This is a genomic window from Bradyrhizobium cenepequi, assembly GCF_020329485.1.
Lineage (GTDB): Bacteria > Pseudomonadota > Alphaproteobacteria > Rhizobiales > Xanthobacteraceae > Bradyrhizobium > Bradyrhizobium cenepequi.
The window spans coordinates 323842-342030 of the sequence record NZ_JAGKJI010000003.1 but is presented as its reverse complement, the minus strand read 5'-3'; the positions used below and the strand labels follow the sequence as shown (position 1 = coordinate 342030).

Annotated in this window: 17 protein-coding genes; 2 read left to right on the top strand and 15 right to left on the bottom strand. The window is 62.4% G+C overall.

The annotated features are described in order from the left end of the window. Positions 1 to 218 (bottom strand): transposase (locus J6497_RS42515; protein WP_225709250.1); only part of this gene is annotated, 218 nt, incomplete at its 3' end. Positions 219 to 366: 148 nt separating this feature from the next. Here J6497_RS42515 and J6497_RS07015 point away from each other — a divergent pair. Further along, entirely contained in the window at positions 367 to 1068 is a 702-nt protein-coding gene (locus tag J6497_RS07015; RefSeq protein WP_225703512.1) for a fumarylacetoacetate hydrolase family protein, read from the top strand. Between the two features lie 226 nt (positions 1069 to 1294). Here J6497_RS07015 and J6497_RS07010 read toward each other — a convergent pair whose 3' ends face one another. Next, complete coding sequence (locus J6497_RS07010; protein ID WP_225703511.1) at positions 1295 to 1669, bottom strand: SPW repeat protein; 375 nt, start codon at positions 1667 to 1669, stop codon at positions 1295 to 1297. 20 nt (positions 1670 to 1689) lie between these two features. Further along, positions 1690 to 3024, bottom strand: coding sequence for an MFS transporter (locus tag J6497_RS07005; RefSeq protein WP_225703510.1), 1335 nt, complete (start codon positions 3022 to 3024; stop codon positions 1690 to 1692). Between the two features lie 323 nt (positions 3025 to 3347). On the opposite strand from J6497_RS07005, the gene J6497_RS07000 reads away from it, so the two are divergent. Beyond that, the gene (locus tag J6497_RS07000; RefSeq protein WP_225703509.1) at positions 3348 to 4184 is read left to right on the top strand and encodes an alpha/beta fold hydrolase; all 837 of its coding nucleotides are present in this window, start codon (positions 3348 to 3350) and stop codon (positions 4182 to 4184) included. Between the two features lie 60 nt (positions 4185 to 4244). Here J6497_RS07000 and J6497_RS06995 read toward each other — a convergent pair whose 3' ends face one another. The 12 genes from J6497_RS06995 to J6497_RS06940 all read right to left on the bottom strand — a co-directional run bounded on the left by J6497_RS06995 (position 4245) and on the right by J6497_RS06940 (position 18098). Next, positions 4245 to 5174: an aspartyl/asparaginyl beta-hydroxylase domain-containing protein gene (locus tag J6497_RS06995; protein WP_225703508.1), complete on the bottom strand. Its 930-nt coding sequence runs from the start codon at positions 5172 to 5174 to the stop codon at positions 4245 to 4247. An 898-nt stretch (positions 5175 to 6072) separates the two neighbouring features. Beyond that, the gene (locus J6497_RS06990) at positions 6073 to 6225 is read right to left on the bottom strand and encodes a hypothetical protein (RefSeq protein ID WP_225703507.1); all 153 of its coding nucleotides are present in this window, start codon (positions 6223 to 6225) and stop codon (positions 6073 to 6075) included. A 165-nt stretch (positions 6226 to 6390) separates the two neighbouring features. After that, the gene (locus tag J6497_RS06985) at positions 6391 to 7857 is read right to left on the bottom strand and encodes a flavin-containing monooxygenase (RefSeq protein ID WP_225703506.1); all 1467 of its coding nucleotides are present in this window, start codon (positions 7855 to 7857) and stop codon (positions 6391 to 6393) included. 129 nt (positions 7858 to 7986) lie between these two features. Continuing rightward, entirely contained in the window at positions 7987 to 9417 is a 1431-nt protein-coding gene (gene ahcY / locus J6497_RS06980; RefSeq protein ID WP_225703505.1) for an adenosylhomocysteinase, read from the bottom strand. A gap of 90 nt (positions 9418 to 9507) precedes the next feature. Then, positions 9508 to 10704 carry a methionine adenosyltransferase gene (gene metK, locus J6497_RS06975; protein WP_225703504.1) on the bottom strand — a complete coding sequence of 399 codons (1197 nt, stop codon included), beginning with the start codon at positions 10702 to 10704 and terminating at the stop codon, positions 9508 to 9510. A 60-nt stretch (positions 10705 to 10764) separates the two neighbouring features. Beyond that, positions 10765 to 12120, bottom strand: coding sequence for a hypothetical protein (locus tag J6497_RS06970; RefSeq protein ID WP_225703503.1), 1356 nt, complete (start codon positions 12118 to 12120; stop codon positions 10765 to 10767). A 249-nt stretch (positions 12121 to 12369) separates the two neighbouring features. Further along, positions 12370 to 13488, bottom strand: a complete 1119-nt coding sequence (locus J6497_RS06965; RefSeq protein WP_225703502.1) for a cobalamin-independent methionine synthase II family protein — start codon at positions 13486 to 13488, stop codon at positions 12370 to 12372. 24 nt (positions 13489 to 13512) lie between these two features. After that, positions 13513 to 14229, bottom strand: a complete 717-nt coding sequence (locus J6497_RS06960) for an ABC transporter ATP-binding protein (RefSeq protein ID WP_225703501.1) — start codon at positions 14227 to 14229, stop codon at positions 13513 to 13515. Continuing rightward, a complete protein-coding gene (locus tag J6497_RS06955; RefSeq protein WP_225703500.1) occupies positions 14222 to 14974 on the bottom strand; it encodes an ABC transporter ATP-binding protein in 753 nt (250 codons plus the stop codon). The genes J6497_RS06960 and J6497_RS06955 overlap by 8 nt, the downstream gene beginning before the upstream one ends. After that, complete coding sequence (locus J6497_RS06950) at positions 14971 to 16002, bottom strand: branched-chain amino acid ABC transporter permease (RefSeq protein WP_225703499.1); 1032 nt, start codon at positions 16000 to 16002, stop codon at positions 14971 to 14973. Before J6497_RS06950 ends, J6497_RS06955 begins: the two co-directional genes overlap by 4 nt. Positions 16003 to 16009: 7 nt before the next feature. Then, the gene (locus J6497_RS06945) at positions 16010 to 16879 is read right to left on the bottom strand and encodes a branched-chain amino acid ABC transporter permease (protein ID WP_225703498.1); all 870 of its coding nucleotides are present in this window, start codon (positions 16877 to 16879) and stop codon (positions 16010 to 16012) included. 43 nt (positions 16880 to 16922) lie between these two features. Next, entirely contained in the window at positions 16923 to 18098 is a 1176-nt protein-coding gene (locus tag J6497_RS06940; RefSeq protein WP_225703497.1) for an ABC transporter substrate-binding protein, read from the bottom strand. Positions 18099 to 18189 lie beyond the last annotated feature (91 nt).

The window sequence follows — 18189 nt, the reverse complement described above, 5'->3', positions numbered from 1 at the left end:
GACAGTCCATACCATTGCTGCAGCAGCAGCGCCTTGAACATCACCAGCCGCGGGTAGGGCGGCGCGCCACGCTCCGGTTCCGGAAGGCCGCGCAGCACAAGCTCCACAGCCGCCCAATCGACCAGCTCGCCGATCCGCTTCAACGCTGGATTGCCTTTTCCCCGCCGCGATACCAGCGCATCTGCGAAGCTCGGTTGTCCAACCCGCCGATATGTCACTCCAGCCCCCTCTCCGATCCTCTCTTAGAGAATCGCAGATTCGCCCATTATGCAAAGCTCTCGCAAGCGGGAGAGGTGAAGTAAACTCGCAGACGAGCCGCTTCGATCAACCATACCAAGCAATAACTCACCCAAACGAGAGCGCTTCATGACCGCCACGGATTACGTCATCCCTGCCCCGCCACAAGCTTCACTCCCCGTCGTCGGCGAGACCAAATCCTTCCCCGTCCGGCGGATCTGGTGCGTCGGGCGCAACTACCTCGAGCACATCCGCGAGATGGGCAATGACGAGCGCGCGCCGCCCTTCTTCTTCGCCAAGCATGCCGACATGCTGGTGCCTGACGGTGCCAGCATCCCCTACCCGCCGCTGACCAAGGACCTGCACCACGAGGTCGAACTGCTGGTCGCCATGAAGAGCGGCGGCCTCAACATTCCCGCCGACAAGGCGCTCGACCATGTCTACGGCTATGCTGTCGGCATCGACCTCACCCGCCGCGACCTGCAGATCGCCTCGCGCAAGAAGGAGCGTCCCTGGGAGATCGGAAAGTCCTTCGACTATTCCGCGCCCTGCTCCGCGCTGCAGCCGGCCTCCAAGATCGGCCATCCGTCAAAGGGCAGGATCTGGCTCACCGTCAACGGCAAGGAGACCCAGAAGGGCGACCTCACCGAACTGATCTGGAATGTGCCCGAGATCATCTGGCAGCTCTCGCAGCAGGTGAAGCTCGCCGGCGGCGACCTCATCATGACGGGCACGCCGGCCGGCGTCTCACAGCTCCAGCCCGGCGACAAGATCGAGTGCGGCGTCGACGGCGTCGGCACGCTGAAGGTCTCGATCGGCCAGCCGGAGTAACACTCCGGCGTCACCACGCCCACAGACGTCATTCCGGGGCGATGCGCAGCATCGAGCCCGGAATCCATTTCTCCGCCGTCACCTGCCGCCTGACGGATTCCGGGCTCACGCTACGCGCGCCCCGGAATGACGACCCGCGTTATTGCCAAGGTCGAGAGCGGCCCCGGGGTTACGCTGGCGCTCTATCCGGGCTACAGCCAGAGCATACTCGGTTCTGATTGAGTCACTACTTCCTTTCCGAAGCCCGCGCAGCCGGGCCGAGATGCGTCTTCTCGTACTCCAGCCACAACTCGAGCAGGCACATGAACATCACCACGGCGCCGGCGACGATGCTGAAATGCATCGCGCGCGTGTGCGTGAAGCCGAGCAGCCATGGTGACACGATCAACCAACCACCGACGAGCAGGTTGATCCATTCTTCCCAAACGGAAAATGCAATCATCGCCGCCAGCGACAGGACCGCGATCGCCGTTCCGCTTAGGCGCAGATCGATCGCCGCCGTCGGGTTGGCGCGGACAAACATCCACGGTGCGGCAAGCAGGAAGATCGCTGCCGCCAGATTGTAGAGATCGAGCGCCGATTCACTCCGCCATTTCAACATGCCGTTTCCTCCTTGCTAGCTTATGCCGGCCGGCGATGCGCGTCGGCCGCGTTGATGTCTTTCCCGGTGTAGTCGGTCATCATCGCAGTCGCGGCCAGCGTGATGACGGCGCAGATCGCGATATAGACCGCGATTGCGGTCGACGACTGGAACGTGCCGAACAGCCAGGTCGCGATCAGCGGCGCCGGACCGCCGGCGATCACGGATGCGAGCTGGTAGCCGAGCGATGAGCCGCTGTAGCGCAGGCGGCCGGTAAAGCTCTCGGCAATCAGCGCCGCCTGCGGCCCGTACAGCATGTCGTGCGGAATCAGCGACAGGAAGATCGCGAGGAAGATGATCGCCAGCGATCCCGTGTTGAGCATCGCGAAGTAGATGAAACCGAAGATGCCGGTCGCCACCGCACCGATCATGTACATGGTCTTGCGGCCGATCCGGTCAGACAGATGCCCGAACAGCGGGATCGAGACGAACGACAGCACCGAAGCCGTGAGCACCGCGGTGAGCAGGAAGTCGCGCGAGACGTGCAGCGTGGCAATGCCATAGGAAAAGACGAAGGCGGTGAAAACGTAGAACGGCGCCTGCTCGGCCATGCGCGCGAAAGCGGACAGCAGGATTTCCTTCGGATACTCCCTTATCACCGTCAGCATCGGCGTGCGGTCGAGCTTTTGCTCGGCCACCAGTTTGGAGAACACCGGCGTTTCCATAATACCGAGCCGGATGTAGAGGCCGACGCCGACCAGGATGAGGCTGACCGCAAACGGAAGGCGCCAGCCCCAAGCGAGGAACTGGTCCCCGGCCATCTGGCTGAACGCCAGCACTGCAAGATTGGCGAGGAACAGGCCGCAGGGCACGCCGAATTGCGGCCATGACGCGATGAATCCGCGGGAGTGGTTGTCGCGCGCCCACTCCATCGACATCAGCACCGAGCCGCCCCATTCGCCGCCGACACCAATGCCCTGGATGAAGCGCAGCACTGTCAGGATCACCGCTCCCCAGATGCCGACGCTCGCATAGGTCGGCACCACCGCCACCGCCGCGGTCGCCAGTCCCATCAGGAGCAGCGTCGCGATCAGCGTCGCTTTACGGCCGATGCGGTCGCCATAATGCCCGAAGATCGCAGCACCGATCGGCCGCGCGACAAAGCCGACCGCATAAATGGCAAATGCCTCCAGCGTGCCGACCCAGGGGTCGGAGTGCGGGAAGAACAGCTTTGCGAAAACCAGACCGGTGACGGTGCTGTAGAGGAAGAAATCATACCATTCGATCGCGGTCCCAATCGTGGAGGCGATGACGGCGCGACGAAGCTGAACTTGGTGCTCGGACGGGGAGAGTGGTGTGACGTCGAGTGTTGCCACGAAGCATTCCTCCGACGCCCCCTTTTCTTTTCTGATCGTGACGCAACGCGCCACGTTGTTGAACGTTCCAACTACGTCGGGAGCGACGGCTAGACTTCAAGCGGATCGACTGACCGAAGGCGAACACAACCGCGTGTATCCTCGCGACCAACGCGCCGCTTCGTTCTTGCGCAGGCGCAGCGATGCCAGCGCAGGGCAGGAAGCTCACGGAAATTTCAAGAAGCTCACAGAAATTTAATGTGGCCGCGGGACTTAGAGCCTTTTCCGTCAGGCATTCCCATATTAACAGCAAATCAATACCAAAAAACGACGGGATGGAAGCAATGAAGCGAGGCATTGTCGTTTTCGCCTGCCTGTGCGCCCTTTCCAGCGCGGCCTACTTTGCCGTCAGCAAATGGGGAATTCGGCACGAGAGCTTGAGTCTCTATGATGAGACCCGACAACGGCCGGTGCCGGTCGATCTTGCCGTGCGTGCGGACTACGAGATGAAGGCCAATGCCGGATTCTGGAAACTTCCGGTGGCGATCATCAGCAACGGCAACACGGTCAAGAACACCGAGTATTCGTTCCTGGAAAACGTGCTGGCAGCGGACGGATATCTGGTCGCGAGCATTCAGCAGGATATTCCGACCGACCCTCCGCTGGTCACGAAGGTGGGACTGCCCTATGTCGGCAGGCTTGGCGTCTACAATAAGGGCGAAGCCAACATCGGCTTTGTGCTCTCGAAGCTAAAGACGCTTGAGCCCAATGCCGTCTACGATCATCTGACCCTGGTCGGTCATTCGAACGGCGGCGATATCGCCATGTACTACGCCAAGCAGCATCCCGAACTGGTGTCAAAGGTGATAACGCTGGACAATCTGCGCGTCCCCTTCGTGGTTGACGACAGACTGAAGATCCTGTCGTTCCGCTCGAAAGACCCCAACTTCAAGACCGATCCCGGCGTGTTGCCGGCCTCCGAACAGGCCAAGAAGCAAGTTATCGATATCATCGATACGCAATTCCGGCATACTGACATGTGCGACCGTGGACCTTATTCCGTCAAGCACAGGATCCAGGCTACGCTCGACGAATTTCTCACCAAGGGCAGCAGCAGCGAACTGTCGCCGGCGGCGACCGACAGCCCGCTCGTTGCCAACGCCGCTGCGGCGCTTCCCTAGTGCCGTAGGGCGGATTAGCGCAGCGTAATCCGGCCTACGGCCCTACACGCTCCGCATCCATCACCGCAGCGCCGACACGACGATCAGCCCGAGGATCAGCACCGCCAGCGAATATTTCAGCGTGTAGTAGACCTTGCGGTTCCACTCTTTCACGCGGCGGCTGGCTAGGTGAATCTCGTAGAGCTTGCCGAATACCTTGTTGAGCACGCCGACATGCTCGCCATCCACGTTCTGCGTGGCGGAGGCCTTGACGATGTGATGGCTCACCCAGCGGTTGATCGCGGTCATGAAGCCATACTTCATCGGGCGTTCGACGTCGCAGAACAGGATGATCCGGTTCTGGTCGGTCGCATTCTCGGCGTGGTGGATGAAGGTCTCGTCGAACATGAAGGCCTCGCCGTCGCGCCAGACGCATTCCACTCCGTCGACCAGGATCCGGCACTTGTTCGAGTTGGGAGTGACCAGCCCGAGGTGATAGCGCAGTGAGCCAGCAAAGGGATCGCGGTGCGCACCGAGCTTGCCGCCAGGCGGCAGCATCGCAAACATCGCGCCGTGCACGGACGGTATCGAATTCAACAGCTCCACGGTCTTCGGACACAGCGTGCGCGCCGACGGCAGGAAATCGTCGTACCACTTCAGGTAGAAGCGCTTCCAGCCGCTCTTGAAGAAGGAATAGAAGCCCCAGTCGTTGTTCTTCGCGGCCGCGCGGATAAAACCCTTGTCGAACAGCCGCACCGCCTCGTCGCGGATCGTCTCCCAGTTCTCGCTGAGCTTGGCGAGCTCGGGAAATTTCTCGACCGGTATCACCGGCACATTCGGGACGGCCGAACCGGCGTACATCAGCACGTTGTACGGGGCGAGATAGGTCGAATGGTCGCCGAGCTGGCGGGCAAACCGGAGCCGCTCGCGGCCGCGGAAGTGAACGTAGATGGTGGATGCCGCGAGGATGTAGAGGATCACAAGCTGCGGCGCGAATAGCGTTTTCAGCATGGTAGTCTCATGATCGTGGTCCCTAGCCACGTCCGTTTTTCCTATATCCAACGAAGTCGCGGAAGCCAATCCTGGAGGAAGCTTCGGGGCTTGCACGCGGGGGCGAATTTTCCTTGCAATTTCAAGGTGAATCGGGTCGTCCAGTCCCTGTTCACCAAAATTTTCCCCTTAACCCGTCGGGCAAATCACCTGTATAACCCCGCGCCATCTCACCCGATGAGAGGGGCGGATCGCGATCGTCACGAACGCGCGGTGAGATGCGGTGGACGCGGGTGTTGCGACTGACGAGCGTGGCATCAGCGGACGGCGAAGTCGTGTGGTTCTGGCGCCCCGACGCTGGCGCTAAGCTTGCGGGAAGTATCCCGCGGGTGACGGTGGCAAGAAAGCCCGGTCACCGGGAAGAGCACGAAGTAAGCCGTAAAACCACTGCGCAGGGAAAGCCGGTGTTGCTTCGGTTGACCTGTGGTCCTACCCCCGTGCTTTTTGTTGCACGGGGCCCACGGGTGCAACCGGCACCCGGCTTTCCCTGCGCCCTCTGCTATCGAGGAGGGTGAAACGAGACGCAAGACTCGGACGCAACGCGCCGCGAGAATGCAGACTCACATCCTCCCTGCTGTTTGACATTTGAATCGTGATCTCTCCTCGCGTCGTCCCGGGCTTGACGCGGGACCCATAACCACAGGTCGCTTGTGATATGCTCCGCCACAACCACTTGCTCGCGCCACAACAACCACCTGTGGTTATGGGTTCCCGCTTTCGCGGGGACGACACCGTGCGGGCGTTGGGAGAATCGTAGGATGGGTAGAGCGAAGCGAAACCCATCATTCACGCGGCGTGCATCATCGCGATGGGTTTCGCTTCGCTCTACCCATCCTACGCATCAAACCCGGACGCACCGTCAGGCGCGCATCGCCTGCAGGCCTTTGAAGGTCAGGCGCTTGGGGTCCTTGATGCCGGCGAGGTAGAGGCGGCGGATGAAGGTAACGGCGGCGTCGCGGTCGCAATCGGTCAGCGCCACCAGGGCATCGACGGCAATTCGCTGGGCATCCATGGGCTTCCTCGTGCTATCAGCAGCCACAGGCCGTGCAGCGTAGGGCGTCTCGGTTAATCCGGCGTTAACCGTCGCGCCAGAATGGCTGATTCGGCGCCGCGCCCGAATACGCAAAACAACCCATGGGATGCTTGGACGGATGCAGCGCGAGAACAGCGAGGATTGTCACGAATACTGCATCACGCCGTCATCCACCTTGCCGTAGCGCAGGGAGACGATGTCGAGCGCATAATTCTGGTAGAGCCGCCACGGCCGCTTCGAGCCCTGCTTGGGCAGTTTTGCGATCGAGCGTTGCACATAGCCGGAGGAGAAATCCAGCGCCGGCAGCGCCTCGATCGAGGGATCGAGGTTATGCGGCACGCATTGCCTGAAGCCGTGCCGGTCCATGTAATTGATCAGACGGCAGACATATTCGCAGGTGAGGTCGCATTTCAGCGTCCAGGAAGCGTTGGTGTAGCCGAGCGCGGCAGCGAGGTTCGGCACATCCGAGTACATCATCCCTTTGTAGCTCAGCGTTTTTGCGAAATCGACCTTGCGGCCGTCGACGCTGACCTCGACGCCGCCGAGCACCTGCAGGACCAGGCCGGTCGCGGTGATGATGATGTCAGCCGGAAGCTCGCTGCCGCCCTTTAAGCGAATGCCGTTCCTGGTGAAGGTGTCGATGTGGTTGGTGACGACGGAGGCGCGCTTCTCGCGAATCGACTTGAACAGGTCGCCATCAGGCACGAGGCAGAGCCGCTGCTCCCAGGGATTGTAGCGCGGCGTGAAATGCGTGCCGATGTCGTATTCCGGACCGAGCGCCATCTTGATGCCGCCGAGGATGAGCTGCTTGGCGCGCTCCGGCTTGCGGCGGCAGAGTTGGAAGAAATACATGCCGAACAGCACGTTGCGCCAGCGGATCAAATGATAGGCGAGCTTGGCCGAGAGCTTGCGCCTGAGCTTGTTGGCGAGCGCGTCCTCCGCCGGGCGCGCCACCACGTAAGTCGGCGAACGCTGCAGCATGGTGACATGCGCAGCCGTCTTCGCCAGTTCCGGCACCAGCGTCACCGCTGTCGCTCCCGAGCCGATCACGACGACGCGCTTGCCGGCATAGTCGAGATTCTCGGGCCATTTCTGCGGATGCACGATCTGGCCCTCGAAGTCGGCGGTGCCGGCGAATTCCGGCGTGTAGCCTTCCTCGTATCTATAATAGCCCGAGCACATGAAGAGGAAATTGCAGGTGAAGCGCACGATCTCTGCCGCGCCCTCACCTGCCTTGCGCTCAGCCTCGACGGTCCAGCGCGTCGCTTCGGACGACCACGAGACGCGCTTGACGCGATGGTTGAAGCGGATCTTCTCGTCGATGCCATTCTGCTGTGCGGTCTCGCGCACATAGTTCAGGATGCGCGGCCCGTCCGCGATTGCCTTCGGCTCGGTCCACGGACGGAACGAGTAGCCGAGCGTGTACATGTCGCTGTCGGAGCGGATGCCGGGATAGCGGAAGAGGTCCCAGGTGCCGCCAATGCAATCGCGGCCCTCGAGGATGAGGTAGCTCTTGGTCGGGCACTTCTGCTGCAGGTGATAGCCCGCGCCGATGCCGGACAGCCCGGCGCCGACGATCACGACGTCGAAATGCTCGACTGCTTCAGTCATGGCGTTCTCCCTGCCGAAGTATTGAGCAGGTGGGAACCAATTTGCAACTCGCCTTTGGTTGCCGCGGCAAAGAAAAAGGCCCCGGACTGCGCCGGGGCCTCGCAATATTTCACTCAGGAGGACTGCAGCTCAATAGCGGTAATGATCCGACTTGTACGGGCCTTCCGGCTTCACGCCGATATAGTCGGCCTGGTCCTTGCGCAGCTCGGTCAGCTTGACGCCGATCTTGGCGAGGTGCAGGCGGGCGACCTTCTCGTCCAGAGTCTTGGGCAGCACGTAGACCTTCTTCTCGTACTTGCCGTTCTTGTTGTTCGCCCAGAGCTCGATCTGCGCCAGCGTCTGGTTGGTGAACGAAGCCGACATCACGAAGGACGGATGGCCCATGGCGTTGCCGAGGTTCACCAGGCGACCTTCCGACAGCAGGATGATGCGGTGCTTGTCGGGGAATTCGATCTCGTCGACCTGCGGCTTGATGTTGGTCCATTTCAGATTGCGCAGATGCGCGATCTGGATCTCGTTGTCGAAGTGGCCGATGTTGCAGACGATGGCGCGATCCTTCATCGCGCGCATGTGCTCGATGGTGATGATGTCCTTGTTGCCGGTCGCGGTGACGAAGATGTCGGCGCGCGGCGCGGCATCTTCCATGGTGACGACCTCATAGCCTTCCATCGCTGCCTGCAGCGCGCAGATCGGATCGACCTCGGAGACCATGACGCGGCAGCCGGCCTGGCGCAGCGAAGCCGCCGAGCCCTTGCCGACGTCACCGAAGCCCGCAACCATCGCGACCTTGCCCGACAGCATCACGTCCGTGCCGCGGCGGATGCCGTCGACCAGCGACTCGCGGCAGCCATAAAGGTTGTCGAACTTCGACTTGGTGACGCTGTCGTTGACGTTGATCGCCGGAAACAGCAGCGTGCCCTTGTTCGCCATGTCATAAAGGCGGTGCACGCCGGTGGTGGTCTCTTCCGAGACGCCCTTGACGTTTTTGGCGATCTCGGCGAACCAGCCCTTCGGCTTCTCCTTCAGGAGCCGCTTGATCAGCGCGTAGAAGATCTCTTCTTCTTCCGAGCCGGGCTTGTCGAGGAACGCAGTGTCGCCCTGCTCGGCGCGGTAGCCGGCATGCACCAGCATGGTGGCGTCGCCGCCGTCGTCGAGGATCATGTTGGGCGTGCCGCCGCCGTGCCAGTCGAACAGCTTGGCGGTGTAGTCCCAGTAGTCGGTGAGCGTCTCGCCCTTCACCGCGAACACCGGAATGCCGGCCGCCGCGATCGCCGCCGCCGCGTGGTCCTGGGTCGAATAGATGTTGCAGGAGACCCAGCGGATGTCGGCGCCGAGCGCAGCCAGCGTCTCGATCAGGACCGCTGTCTGAATCGTCATGTGCAGGGAGCCGGCGATACGCGCGCCCTTCAACGGCTGCTTGGGGCCGAACTCCTCACGCGTCGCCATCAACCCGGGCATCTCGGTTTCGGCGAGCGAGATTTCCTTGCGGCCGAAGTCGGCGAGCGAGATGTCCTTGACGATGTAGTCGGTGAAGGCAGGCTTCTTGGCGGCGGCGGTCATGTGGTTGATCCCTCAAAAAGCGTATTCCGAAAAGCGATCTCAGCTTTCCGGAATACGCGACACGGTTACGAACAACAGTTACGGAGAAAGTCAGACCGCGCGCTTGAGCGGCTCGACGAGATCGGTCTTCTCCCAGGAGAAGCCGCCTTCATTGTCGGGCGTGCGGCCGAAATGGCCGTAGGCCGAGGTCCGCGCGTAGATCGGACGGTTGAGGTCGAGATGGGTGCGGATGCCGCGCGGCGTCAGGTCCATCGCCTGCGCCACCGCCTTCTCGAGCTTGTCCTCCGGCACCTTACCGGTGCCATGGGTGTCGATGTAGATCGACAGCGGTCGCGCCACGCCGATCGCGTAGGCGAGCTGCAGCGTGCAGCGCTCGGCGAGACCGGCAGCGACGATGTTCTTGGCGACATAGCGCGCCGCATAGGCGGCCGAGCGGTCGACCTTGGTCGGATCCTTGCCGGAGAAGGCGCCGCCGCCATGCGGTGCTGCGCCGCCATAGGTGTCGACGATGATCTTGCGGCCGGTGAGGCCGGAGTCGCCATCGGGACCGCCGATGAAGAACTTGCCGGTCGGGTTGATGTGCCAGATGGTCTTGCCGTTGATCCACTCCTCCGGCAGCGCCTCGCGCACATAGGGCTCGACGATGTCGCGCACCTGATTGGAGGAGAGGTCCTCGACCAGATGCTGGTGCGAGACCACGATCTCACGGACGCCGACCGGCTTGCCGTTCTCGTACTGCACGGTGACCTGGCTCTTGGAGTCCGGCCCCAGGACCTTCTCGCGGCCGGAGTGGCGCGCTTCGGAAATCAGCCGCAGGATCTTGTGGGCGTAGAAGATCGGCGCCGGCATCAGGTCCGGCGTCTCGTTGGTGGCGTAACCGAACATGATGCCCTGGTCGCCCGCGCCTTCTTCCCTGGTGTCGCCCGGCTGCTGCCCATCGACGCCCTGCGCGATGTCGGCCGACTGCGGATGCAAGAGGATCTCGACGTCGCAGGTCTTCCAGTGGAAGCCTTCCTGCTCGTAGCCAATGTCCTTGATCGCTTCGCGGACGGTGCTTTCGATCTGGTCGTTGGTCACCGACTTGGGCCCGCGGGTTTCGCCGGCGATCACCACCTTGTTGGTGGTGGCAAGCGTTTCGCAGGCGGCGCGGATCTGCCACGGGTCGATGCCGGCTTTCGGCCCTTCCCGATAGAACAGGTCCACGATCTCGTCGGAAATGCGGTCGCAGACCTTGTCGGGATGTCCCTCCGAGACCGACTCGCTGGTGAACAGGTAAGACGCGCGCATCAAGCAAACCCCTTTTTTCGTCGAGCTCCGACGTTCGTTCCTGAATGTGTCCCTGGAATGTCAGTCTCTACGACGCGAGATGACGTAGGATTCGTCGTAAAACCACAGCCCATTGTGCTTGCGCAGAACTTCGCGCGTAGCCTCCAGAGTTCGGCCGCTTTCCGTCATCTCGGTCAACCGGTCATCCTCGATCTGCGCGACATACACCGCCGCGTTCCACGCTGCAAAAGCCGTCGAGGTTCCGATCGACCCGGTGACCTCGTTGGGCAACGCTTCCATATCATAACGGAAGATCGAACGGTTATCGGCATAGGCATTAAAGTTGAGGTCGCGCCCGGCCGATCCCAGTTCGTACTTGACGGCGCGCAATATCTCATGGCGGCTGACGGCGAAAGGATTTTCTCCGGGCCACACTGACTGAATGATTTCCAGGCCCGGATCGTGGCCGTGGGAGTGAATGCCGATCAGGCGTCCACCGGCGCGCAGGGCCCGCGCCAGCGGCGCGATGATGCGCTTGGCGCGGAAATTCACAGAGGATTTTGCCCGGTATGGCTGGGATGCGATGACGAGGTCGAAATTGGCCTCGGACTTGCCGGCCCGCGGAATGATCGAATCGAGCAGGAACCTTTGGTCCTCCCGGTAGACCACCAAAACCACCGGCCGCTCATAGATGGGCATTCCCGATCGTGGGCTGACGCTGGCTCGCCAATTCTGCTCAAGAAATGGGCCGAGTTCCGTGATCTGGGCCTCGAATTCGCCCGACGATGCCCCTCGCAGTGCCACTTCGTGCCAGAGCGTGCCAGCGGCCGCCGCAGGCGATTTCGGCGTCAGCCAAGGCGCCTCGGCGTAATACATGTTGGTCAATACGAAGACCGTGGCGGGATGCTCGAACAGCCGGTCCTGCACCTTCTCCAGGGTCAGGCGGACATCCTCCAGGCTCAATTCCTTGCCGGCGACGTAGAACGGCATATGCGGAAAGCGGCTATGCATGGCGCGCAGGACTCGCGCGAGCACGGTCCCGTCGCCGATACCCGCGTCGAAGATCCGCAGCGCTGGCGGGCGGGGATGGATGGCGGAAAGCTCCAGCGCGACGCGCTGCGCAATCACCCGCTTCTCGCCGCAGGTATGGACAAACAGCAGGTATCTCTGCCGGTTCTCGAAGAAGCGGAAGTTCTGCCGCGGGTCGCGCTTTTCGGGCGGAACCACGAGGCCACGGGACGGCGCCACCCCGCCGGGCGTGGAAGTGGCGATGAAAGCCTGAATCCGGTCCAGCGTATCGATCGTGATCCGCTTACCCTCCCGCAGCCGATGCACCAGCTTGCCATCGTTCACTGCGCGGCGGCCGAACGTCGACTCGGCCATATCCGACCGGCGGCAGAAGTCGGTGATTTGGCTCAGGATTTCGTCGTTCTTCATTGGGCCGGGATGGTGGGATAACGGTGGGCAGCGGCAGGCGCAAGAGCACCTCTATCACTATCTGCCCACTCCTTGAAGCCCTCTTCCTGCTCGCCCACAACGCGTACCCCTGCAAGGTACTACCGGCCATCGCGAGCACAGCGACCTGCCCGCCGAAGCTCAACGAGCGGGGGCGGAAGCAACCCACCTTCGCGCTTGCGTAGACATGGATTGCTTCGTCGCGTCGCTGCTCGCAATGACGAAGTGGAGCTACCTGCCCCACACCTCTTCGGCGACTTCCACTGCGAGCCTGAGCTTCGCCCACTGTTCTTCTTCGGAAAGGATGTTGCCTTCCTCGGTCGAGGCGAAGCCGCATTGCGGGGAGAGCGCGAGCTGGTCGAGCGGCGCGAATTTCGAAGCTTCCTCCAGCCGCCGCTTGATGGCATCTTTCTTCTCGAGCTCGCCGAACTTGGACGTGATGACACCGACCACCACGACCTTGTTGCCCTTCGGCAGATAGCGCAACGGCTCGAAACCGCCGGCACGGTCGGAATCATATTCGAGGAAATAGCCGTCGTAATTGGTGCCGGCGAGCAGGGTCTGCGCCACCGGCTCGTAACCTCCGGACGAAATCCAGGTGGAGCGGAAATTGCCGCGGCAGACATGGGTCGATATCACCATGTCGGACGGACGGTCCGCGATCGCGTAATTTATGACTCGGGCGTAGATCTCCTGCAGGCCATCGGGATTGTCGCCGCGCTCGCGCGCCTTCTGCAATTCGTCCTGCGAGCAGAGATAGGCCCACACGGTGTCGTCGAACTGCAGATAGCGGCAGCCGGCGTCGTAAAACGCCTTCACGGCCTTGCGGTAGGTCTTGCCGAGGTCCTCGAAGAACGGCTCGAGTTCGGGATAGATATCCTTCGAGATCAGTTTGCGGCCGCCGCGGAAGTGCAGCACCGACGGCGCAGGGATCGTCATCTTCGCCGTGACATGAGCCTGGTCGGCATATTTCTTCAGAAACCTGAAGTGATCGAGCATTGGGTGGTTGTCGGGGAAATCCAGTTTGCCGATCACGCGGATCGCGTCATGGCGCGTCTGCACGCCCGCGAACTGGATGCCGACGTCGGGATGGAACAGTTCGCAGCCGGTCAGCTTGGCGAGGAAATCGAAGTGCCACCAGGAACGGCGGAATTCACCGTCGGTGGCGAGCCGCAGGCCGGTGGAGGCCTGGCGGTGCACGACCTTCTCGATCTCGATGTCCTCGATCTTGCGCAGTTCCTCGGGCGGGATCTCGCCCTTCTCAAGCTTGGCACGGGCCTCCTTGATCTTCGGTGGCCGCAACAGGCTGCCGACTTCGTCGGCGCGGAAAGGAGGTTTTGTTCGTTGCATGGTTTCGACTCCCTAGGGACAGAACTAATGGGCTTTGGCGCCGGTGACCCCAAGATGCCGCTCGAGCACCGTAGGATCGGCCTTCAAGGCATCGCTTGCCGCATCGTGAACGATTGTGCCGCGTTCCAATATCACAACGCGGTCGGCGAGCCCCAGGATCTTTTGCGCATTCTGTTCCACGATGATGGAGCAAATGCCGCTGCTGCGGGTGATTGTGCCAAGCGCCCTCAGCAATTCCTCAACGATGATCGGCGCCAGTCCTTCCATCGGCTCGTCGAGCAGCAGCACCTTAGGATTCAGCGTCAGCGCACGTCCGATCGCGAGCATCTGCTGCTCGCCACCGGAGAGTTGGTTGCCGAAATTGCTGCGGCGTTCCTCGAGCCGCGGAAACATCCGGTAGATTTGCTGGACCGTCCACGGGCCGGGCTGGGCCACCGCGGTCATGTTCTCCTCGACCGTGAGGGAGCGAAAGATATTGCGTTCCTGCGGCACCCAGCCGACCCCAGCGCGAGCCCGCTGGTCCGGGCGCAACGCCGTAATGTCCTGCCCGCCCAGCGATACGGTGCCGCCGAAACGGCGGGTGACGCCGACAATGGAATTGATCAGCGTGGTCTTGCCGGTGCCGTTGCGCCCGAGCAGCGCCAGCACCTGGCCTTCGGGGATCGACAGTGTCATGCCCGGCAGCACCACCGCTTCGCCATAGCCGGCGCGCAGACCCTCGATCGCGAGCAGCTCACGCATCGGCCGCCTCGCCGAGATAGACCGCCTTCACCTGCGGGTCGCGCGCCACAGCATCGGGCGCACCTTCGGTCAGCAGCGCACCGTTGACCAGAACCGAAATGCGGTCAGCGAAAGAGAATACGAGATCCATGTCGTGCTCGATCAGGAGTACCGTCACCTCGCGCGGCAGCGCGGCGACCGCGGCCAGAATGTCGCGGCGCTCGGTTTCGGGCACGCCGGCGGCCGGCTCGTCGAGCAACAGCACCCGAGGTCGGGCGGCGATCGCGACCGCGATCTCGAGCAGACGCTGCTTGCCATAGGGCAAAGTGACGGTGAGCTCGTTCATGACGTCGAGCAGATGAAACCGCGCGAGGATCTCGGCGATCTCGGCATTGACGTCCGCCCGCGTCCCCATCCGCCGCCACCAATCGCCGCCGCGTCCCATCCGTTCGGAGACCGCGAGCCCAATGGTCTCGAGCGGGGTGAGATCCGGATAGAGCTGATTGATCTGGAACGTTCGCGACAGGCCTCGCAGCACGCGCTTGTGCACCGGCAGGCTCGTGATGTCGTTGCCTTCGAGCAGGATGCGGCCGGCATTGGGTCTTAGCACCCCGGTGAGCAGGTTGATCGCCGTGGTCTTGCCGGCCCCGTTCGGCCCGATCAACGCGTGGCGGGCGCCCTGCTCTATCCGGAGCGAAAGGTCGCGCGTGACGCGCAAGCCGCCGAAGGATTTATCCAACCCCCTGGTTTCCAGCGCGATCGTCATGACGGGTCGCTCTCGGGAACCGCGACAACGGCCCGGCGGCCGGCCAATTGCCGGATGATGAGGTTGGGCACCCAAAGCGCCCAGCGATGGATTCGGGCGCGGCCGACCAGAACGATCACGACCAGCACCAATCCGATCCAGAACAGCCAGTATTGCGGCGTAATGGTCGAAAACAGCTCCTGCAGCATCTTGAACACCACGGCGCCGATCAGACCGCCATAGAGATAGCCGGTGCCGCCGATGACCAGCATCAGCATCAGGTCGGCCGAACGCTCGAACGAGAACACGTCGAGCGAAGCGAGCGCCGTGGTCTGTGTGAATAGCGCGCCGGCGATGCCGGCATAGAACGCCGACACCATGTAGATCGCGATCAATCGGCGATTGACGGGAATACCGATCGCGGCGCCGCGTAGCGGGTTGTTCCTGATCGCGCGAAGCGACAGGCCGAATGGCGAATGCACGATCCGCCGCGCCAGCAGGAACAGGAGAAACAGCACGATCGACGAGTAGAAGAATCCGGTCTTGCCGAAGATGTCGAAGGCAAAGCGGCCGAGGATCGGCTGCATCTCGATGCCCTGCAATCCGTCAGTGCCGCCGGTGACACCAGAGAAGCGTTCGGCGAGCGCTTCCAGGAGCAGCGCGATGCCGAGCGTCACCATCAGCCGGGTCAGATCGACGCCGCGGATGACCAGGAAACTCGTGAAGAAGCCGAGCACCATGGCAGCAAAGCCTGCGACCACGAGCGCAACCACCGGCTCGTTGATGATCCCGTGCAGTGCCAAAAGCCCGGCGGAATAGGCACCGACACCGAAGAACGCGGCATGCCCGAGCGAGACGATGCCGGCATAGCCAAGGATCAGGTCGAGCGATAGTGCGAACAAAGCCAGCCGCACGATGTCGGTCATGATGAGGTAGCGGGACGGAAACAGGAATCCGCAGGCGACGACCACGATCCAGAACGCGATCTCGCCCGGGCGCCAGCGGGCGCCAGCGATGGCACTTGTCGAGACGTCGGGAAGCGTGGTCATCGCATCCTCAACGCGCGGCCGTGCGGCCGAACAGGCCGTTCGGACGCCAGATCAGGATCACGATCATGATGGTATAGATCACGAACGGTCCCATCTTCGGGACATAATACTTGCCGGCGACATCCCCGATGCCAAGCAGGAGCGAGGCCAGGAACGGGCCCGTGATCGAGGAGGAGCCGCCCACCGTCACCACGATCAGAAAGTAGATCATGAATTTGAGCGGAAAATACGGATCAAGGCCGAGGATCTCCGCGCTCAACGCGCCGCCGAGGCCGGCGAGTCCGCAACCGAAAGCGAAGGTGAACGCGAAGACCTGTGGCACATTGATGCCGAGCCCGATAGCGGCGCGGGGATCGTCGACGGCTGCGCGCAGGCGGCTGCCGAAGCGCGTGCGCGCCAGGATTAGTTGCAGCGCGACCGTGAGCAGGCCGCAGATCACGATGATCATCAGCCGGTAGCGGCCGATGCCGACCCCGAAGAAATCGAACTGCCCTTCGAGGGCCGCCGGCAGTTTGATGAAGACCCGCGACGATCCCATGATGTAGTCGATCGCTGCGACCGACATGAAGACGAGGCCGATGGAGAACAGCACCTGGTCGAGATGGCTGCGCGCATAGAGATGACGGTACAGGGTTCGCTCCAGGACCATGCCAATGGCGGCACTCGCGACGAAGGCGAGTGGCAGCGCCGCAAAGAATGGCCAGCCGGAATTGTTCACCAGCACCGCGCAGATATAGCCGCCGGCCATCGCGAAGGCGCCGTGCGCGAGGTTGACGAAGTTCATCAGCCCGAGCGTCACCGCGAGCCCGCAGGCGAGCACGAACAGCAGCATGCCGTAGGCGACGCCGTCGAACAGGATGGTGAACAGCGTGGTCATGAACTTAAGCCAGGATCAGCCAGCGCTAAAGATGACGCCTGCGTCACTTCTTGGTCTTGCCGGGATCCTTGACGGCCTCGAAGGTGGCGAATTCCACGTTGTAGAGTTCACCGTCGACCTTCTCGACCTTGCGGATGTAGATGTTTTGCACGATATCGCGCGTCTCGGGATCGATCGAGATTGGCCCACGCGGGCTCTCCCACTTCATCCCCTTCATCGCCGCGATCAGCTTGTCGCCGGTAGCGTCGCCGCCGGTCTTCTTCAGGGCTTCGTAGATCAAATGGATTCCATCATAGCCGCCCACCGCCATGAAGCCGGGCCGGTTGTTGAACGCCTTCTTGTAGGCGGCCACGAATTCCTTGTTGATCTGCGAGGGATGCGCGGCGGAATAGAGGTGCGCGGTGACCGCGCCGAGCGCCGCGTCGCCCATGTTGTTGAGGAGATCGTCATCCATGACGTCGCCGGGGCCGATCACCCTGATGCCGCTCTTGTCGAGCCCGCGCTCGGCATACTGCTTCATGAAATTGCCGCCCTGCCCGGCCGGCACGAACACGAACATGGCATCCGGCTTGGAATCCTTCATCCGCTGCAGGAATGGCGCGAAATCGGGATTGGCGAGCGGCACCTTGACCTCTTCGACGATCTCGCCGCCGCCGGCCACGAAATGCTCCTTGAAGGAAGCGAGCGCGTCATTGCCGGGCGCGTAGTCCGAGGTCAACGTCGCCACCTTCTTGATGCCGTTCTTCGCCGCCCAGTCGCCGATGATCGTGGAGGATTGCGGCAGCGTGAAGCTGGTGCGGACGACGTAGGGCGAGCGCTCGGTAATGATCGAGGTGCCGGCCGCCATGACGATTTCCGGAACTTTCGCCTGCGTTGCCAAGGGCGCCGCGGCGAGCGCGGCCGGGGTGACGCCGAAACCGGCAATGATGTTAACCTTCTCGTTGACGATCAGCTCCTGGGCGAGCCGCTTGGTGTTGTCGGGAACCGCGGCGTCGTCCCTCAGGATGATCTCGATCTTCTTGCCGGCGACCGTGTCGCCCTTCTGCTGCATGTAGAGCTTGATCGCGTTGTCGATCTGCCTACCGGTCGAGGCCTGCCCGCCGGTCATCGGCACAATTAGGCCGATCTTGACCGCCTCTTCCTGCGCACAGGCGGGCACGGCGGCCGCTGCGGCGGCAACGGCGCCGGCAGCCAGCAACACTTGACGGCGAACGAACATGAACGCTTCTCCCCCTCATCGTTCCTGCGATCGAACCGAGTCCCCGGCCCTTGCCTCACCATAGCCCAGATTGTTCGGCCGTGTAGCGCGG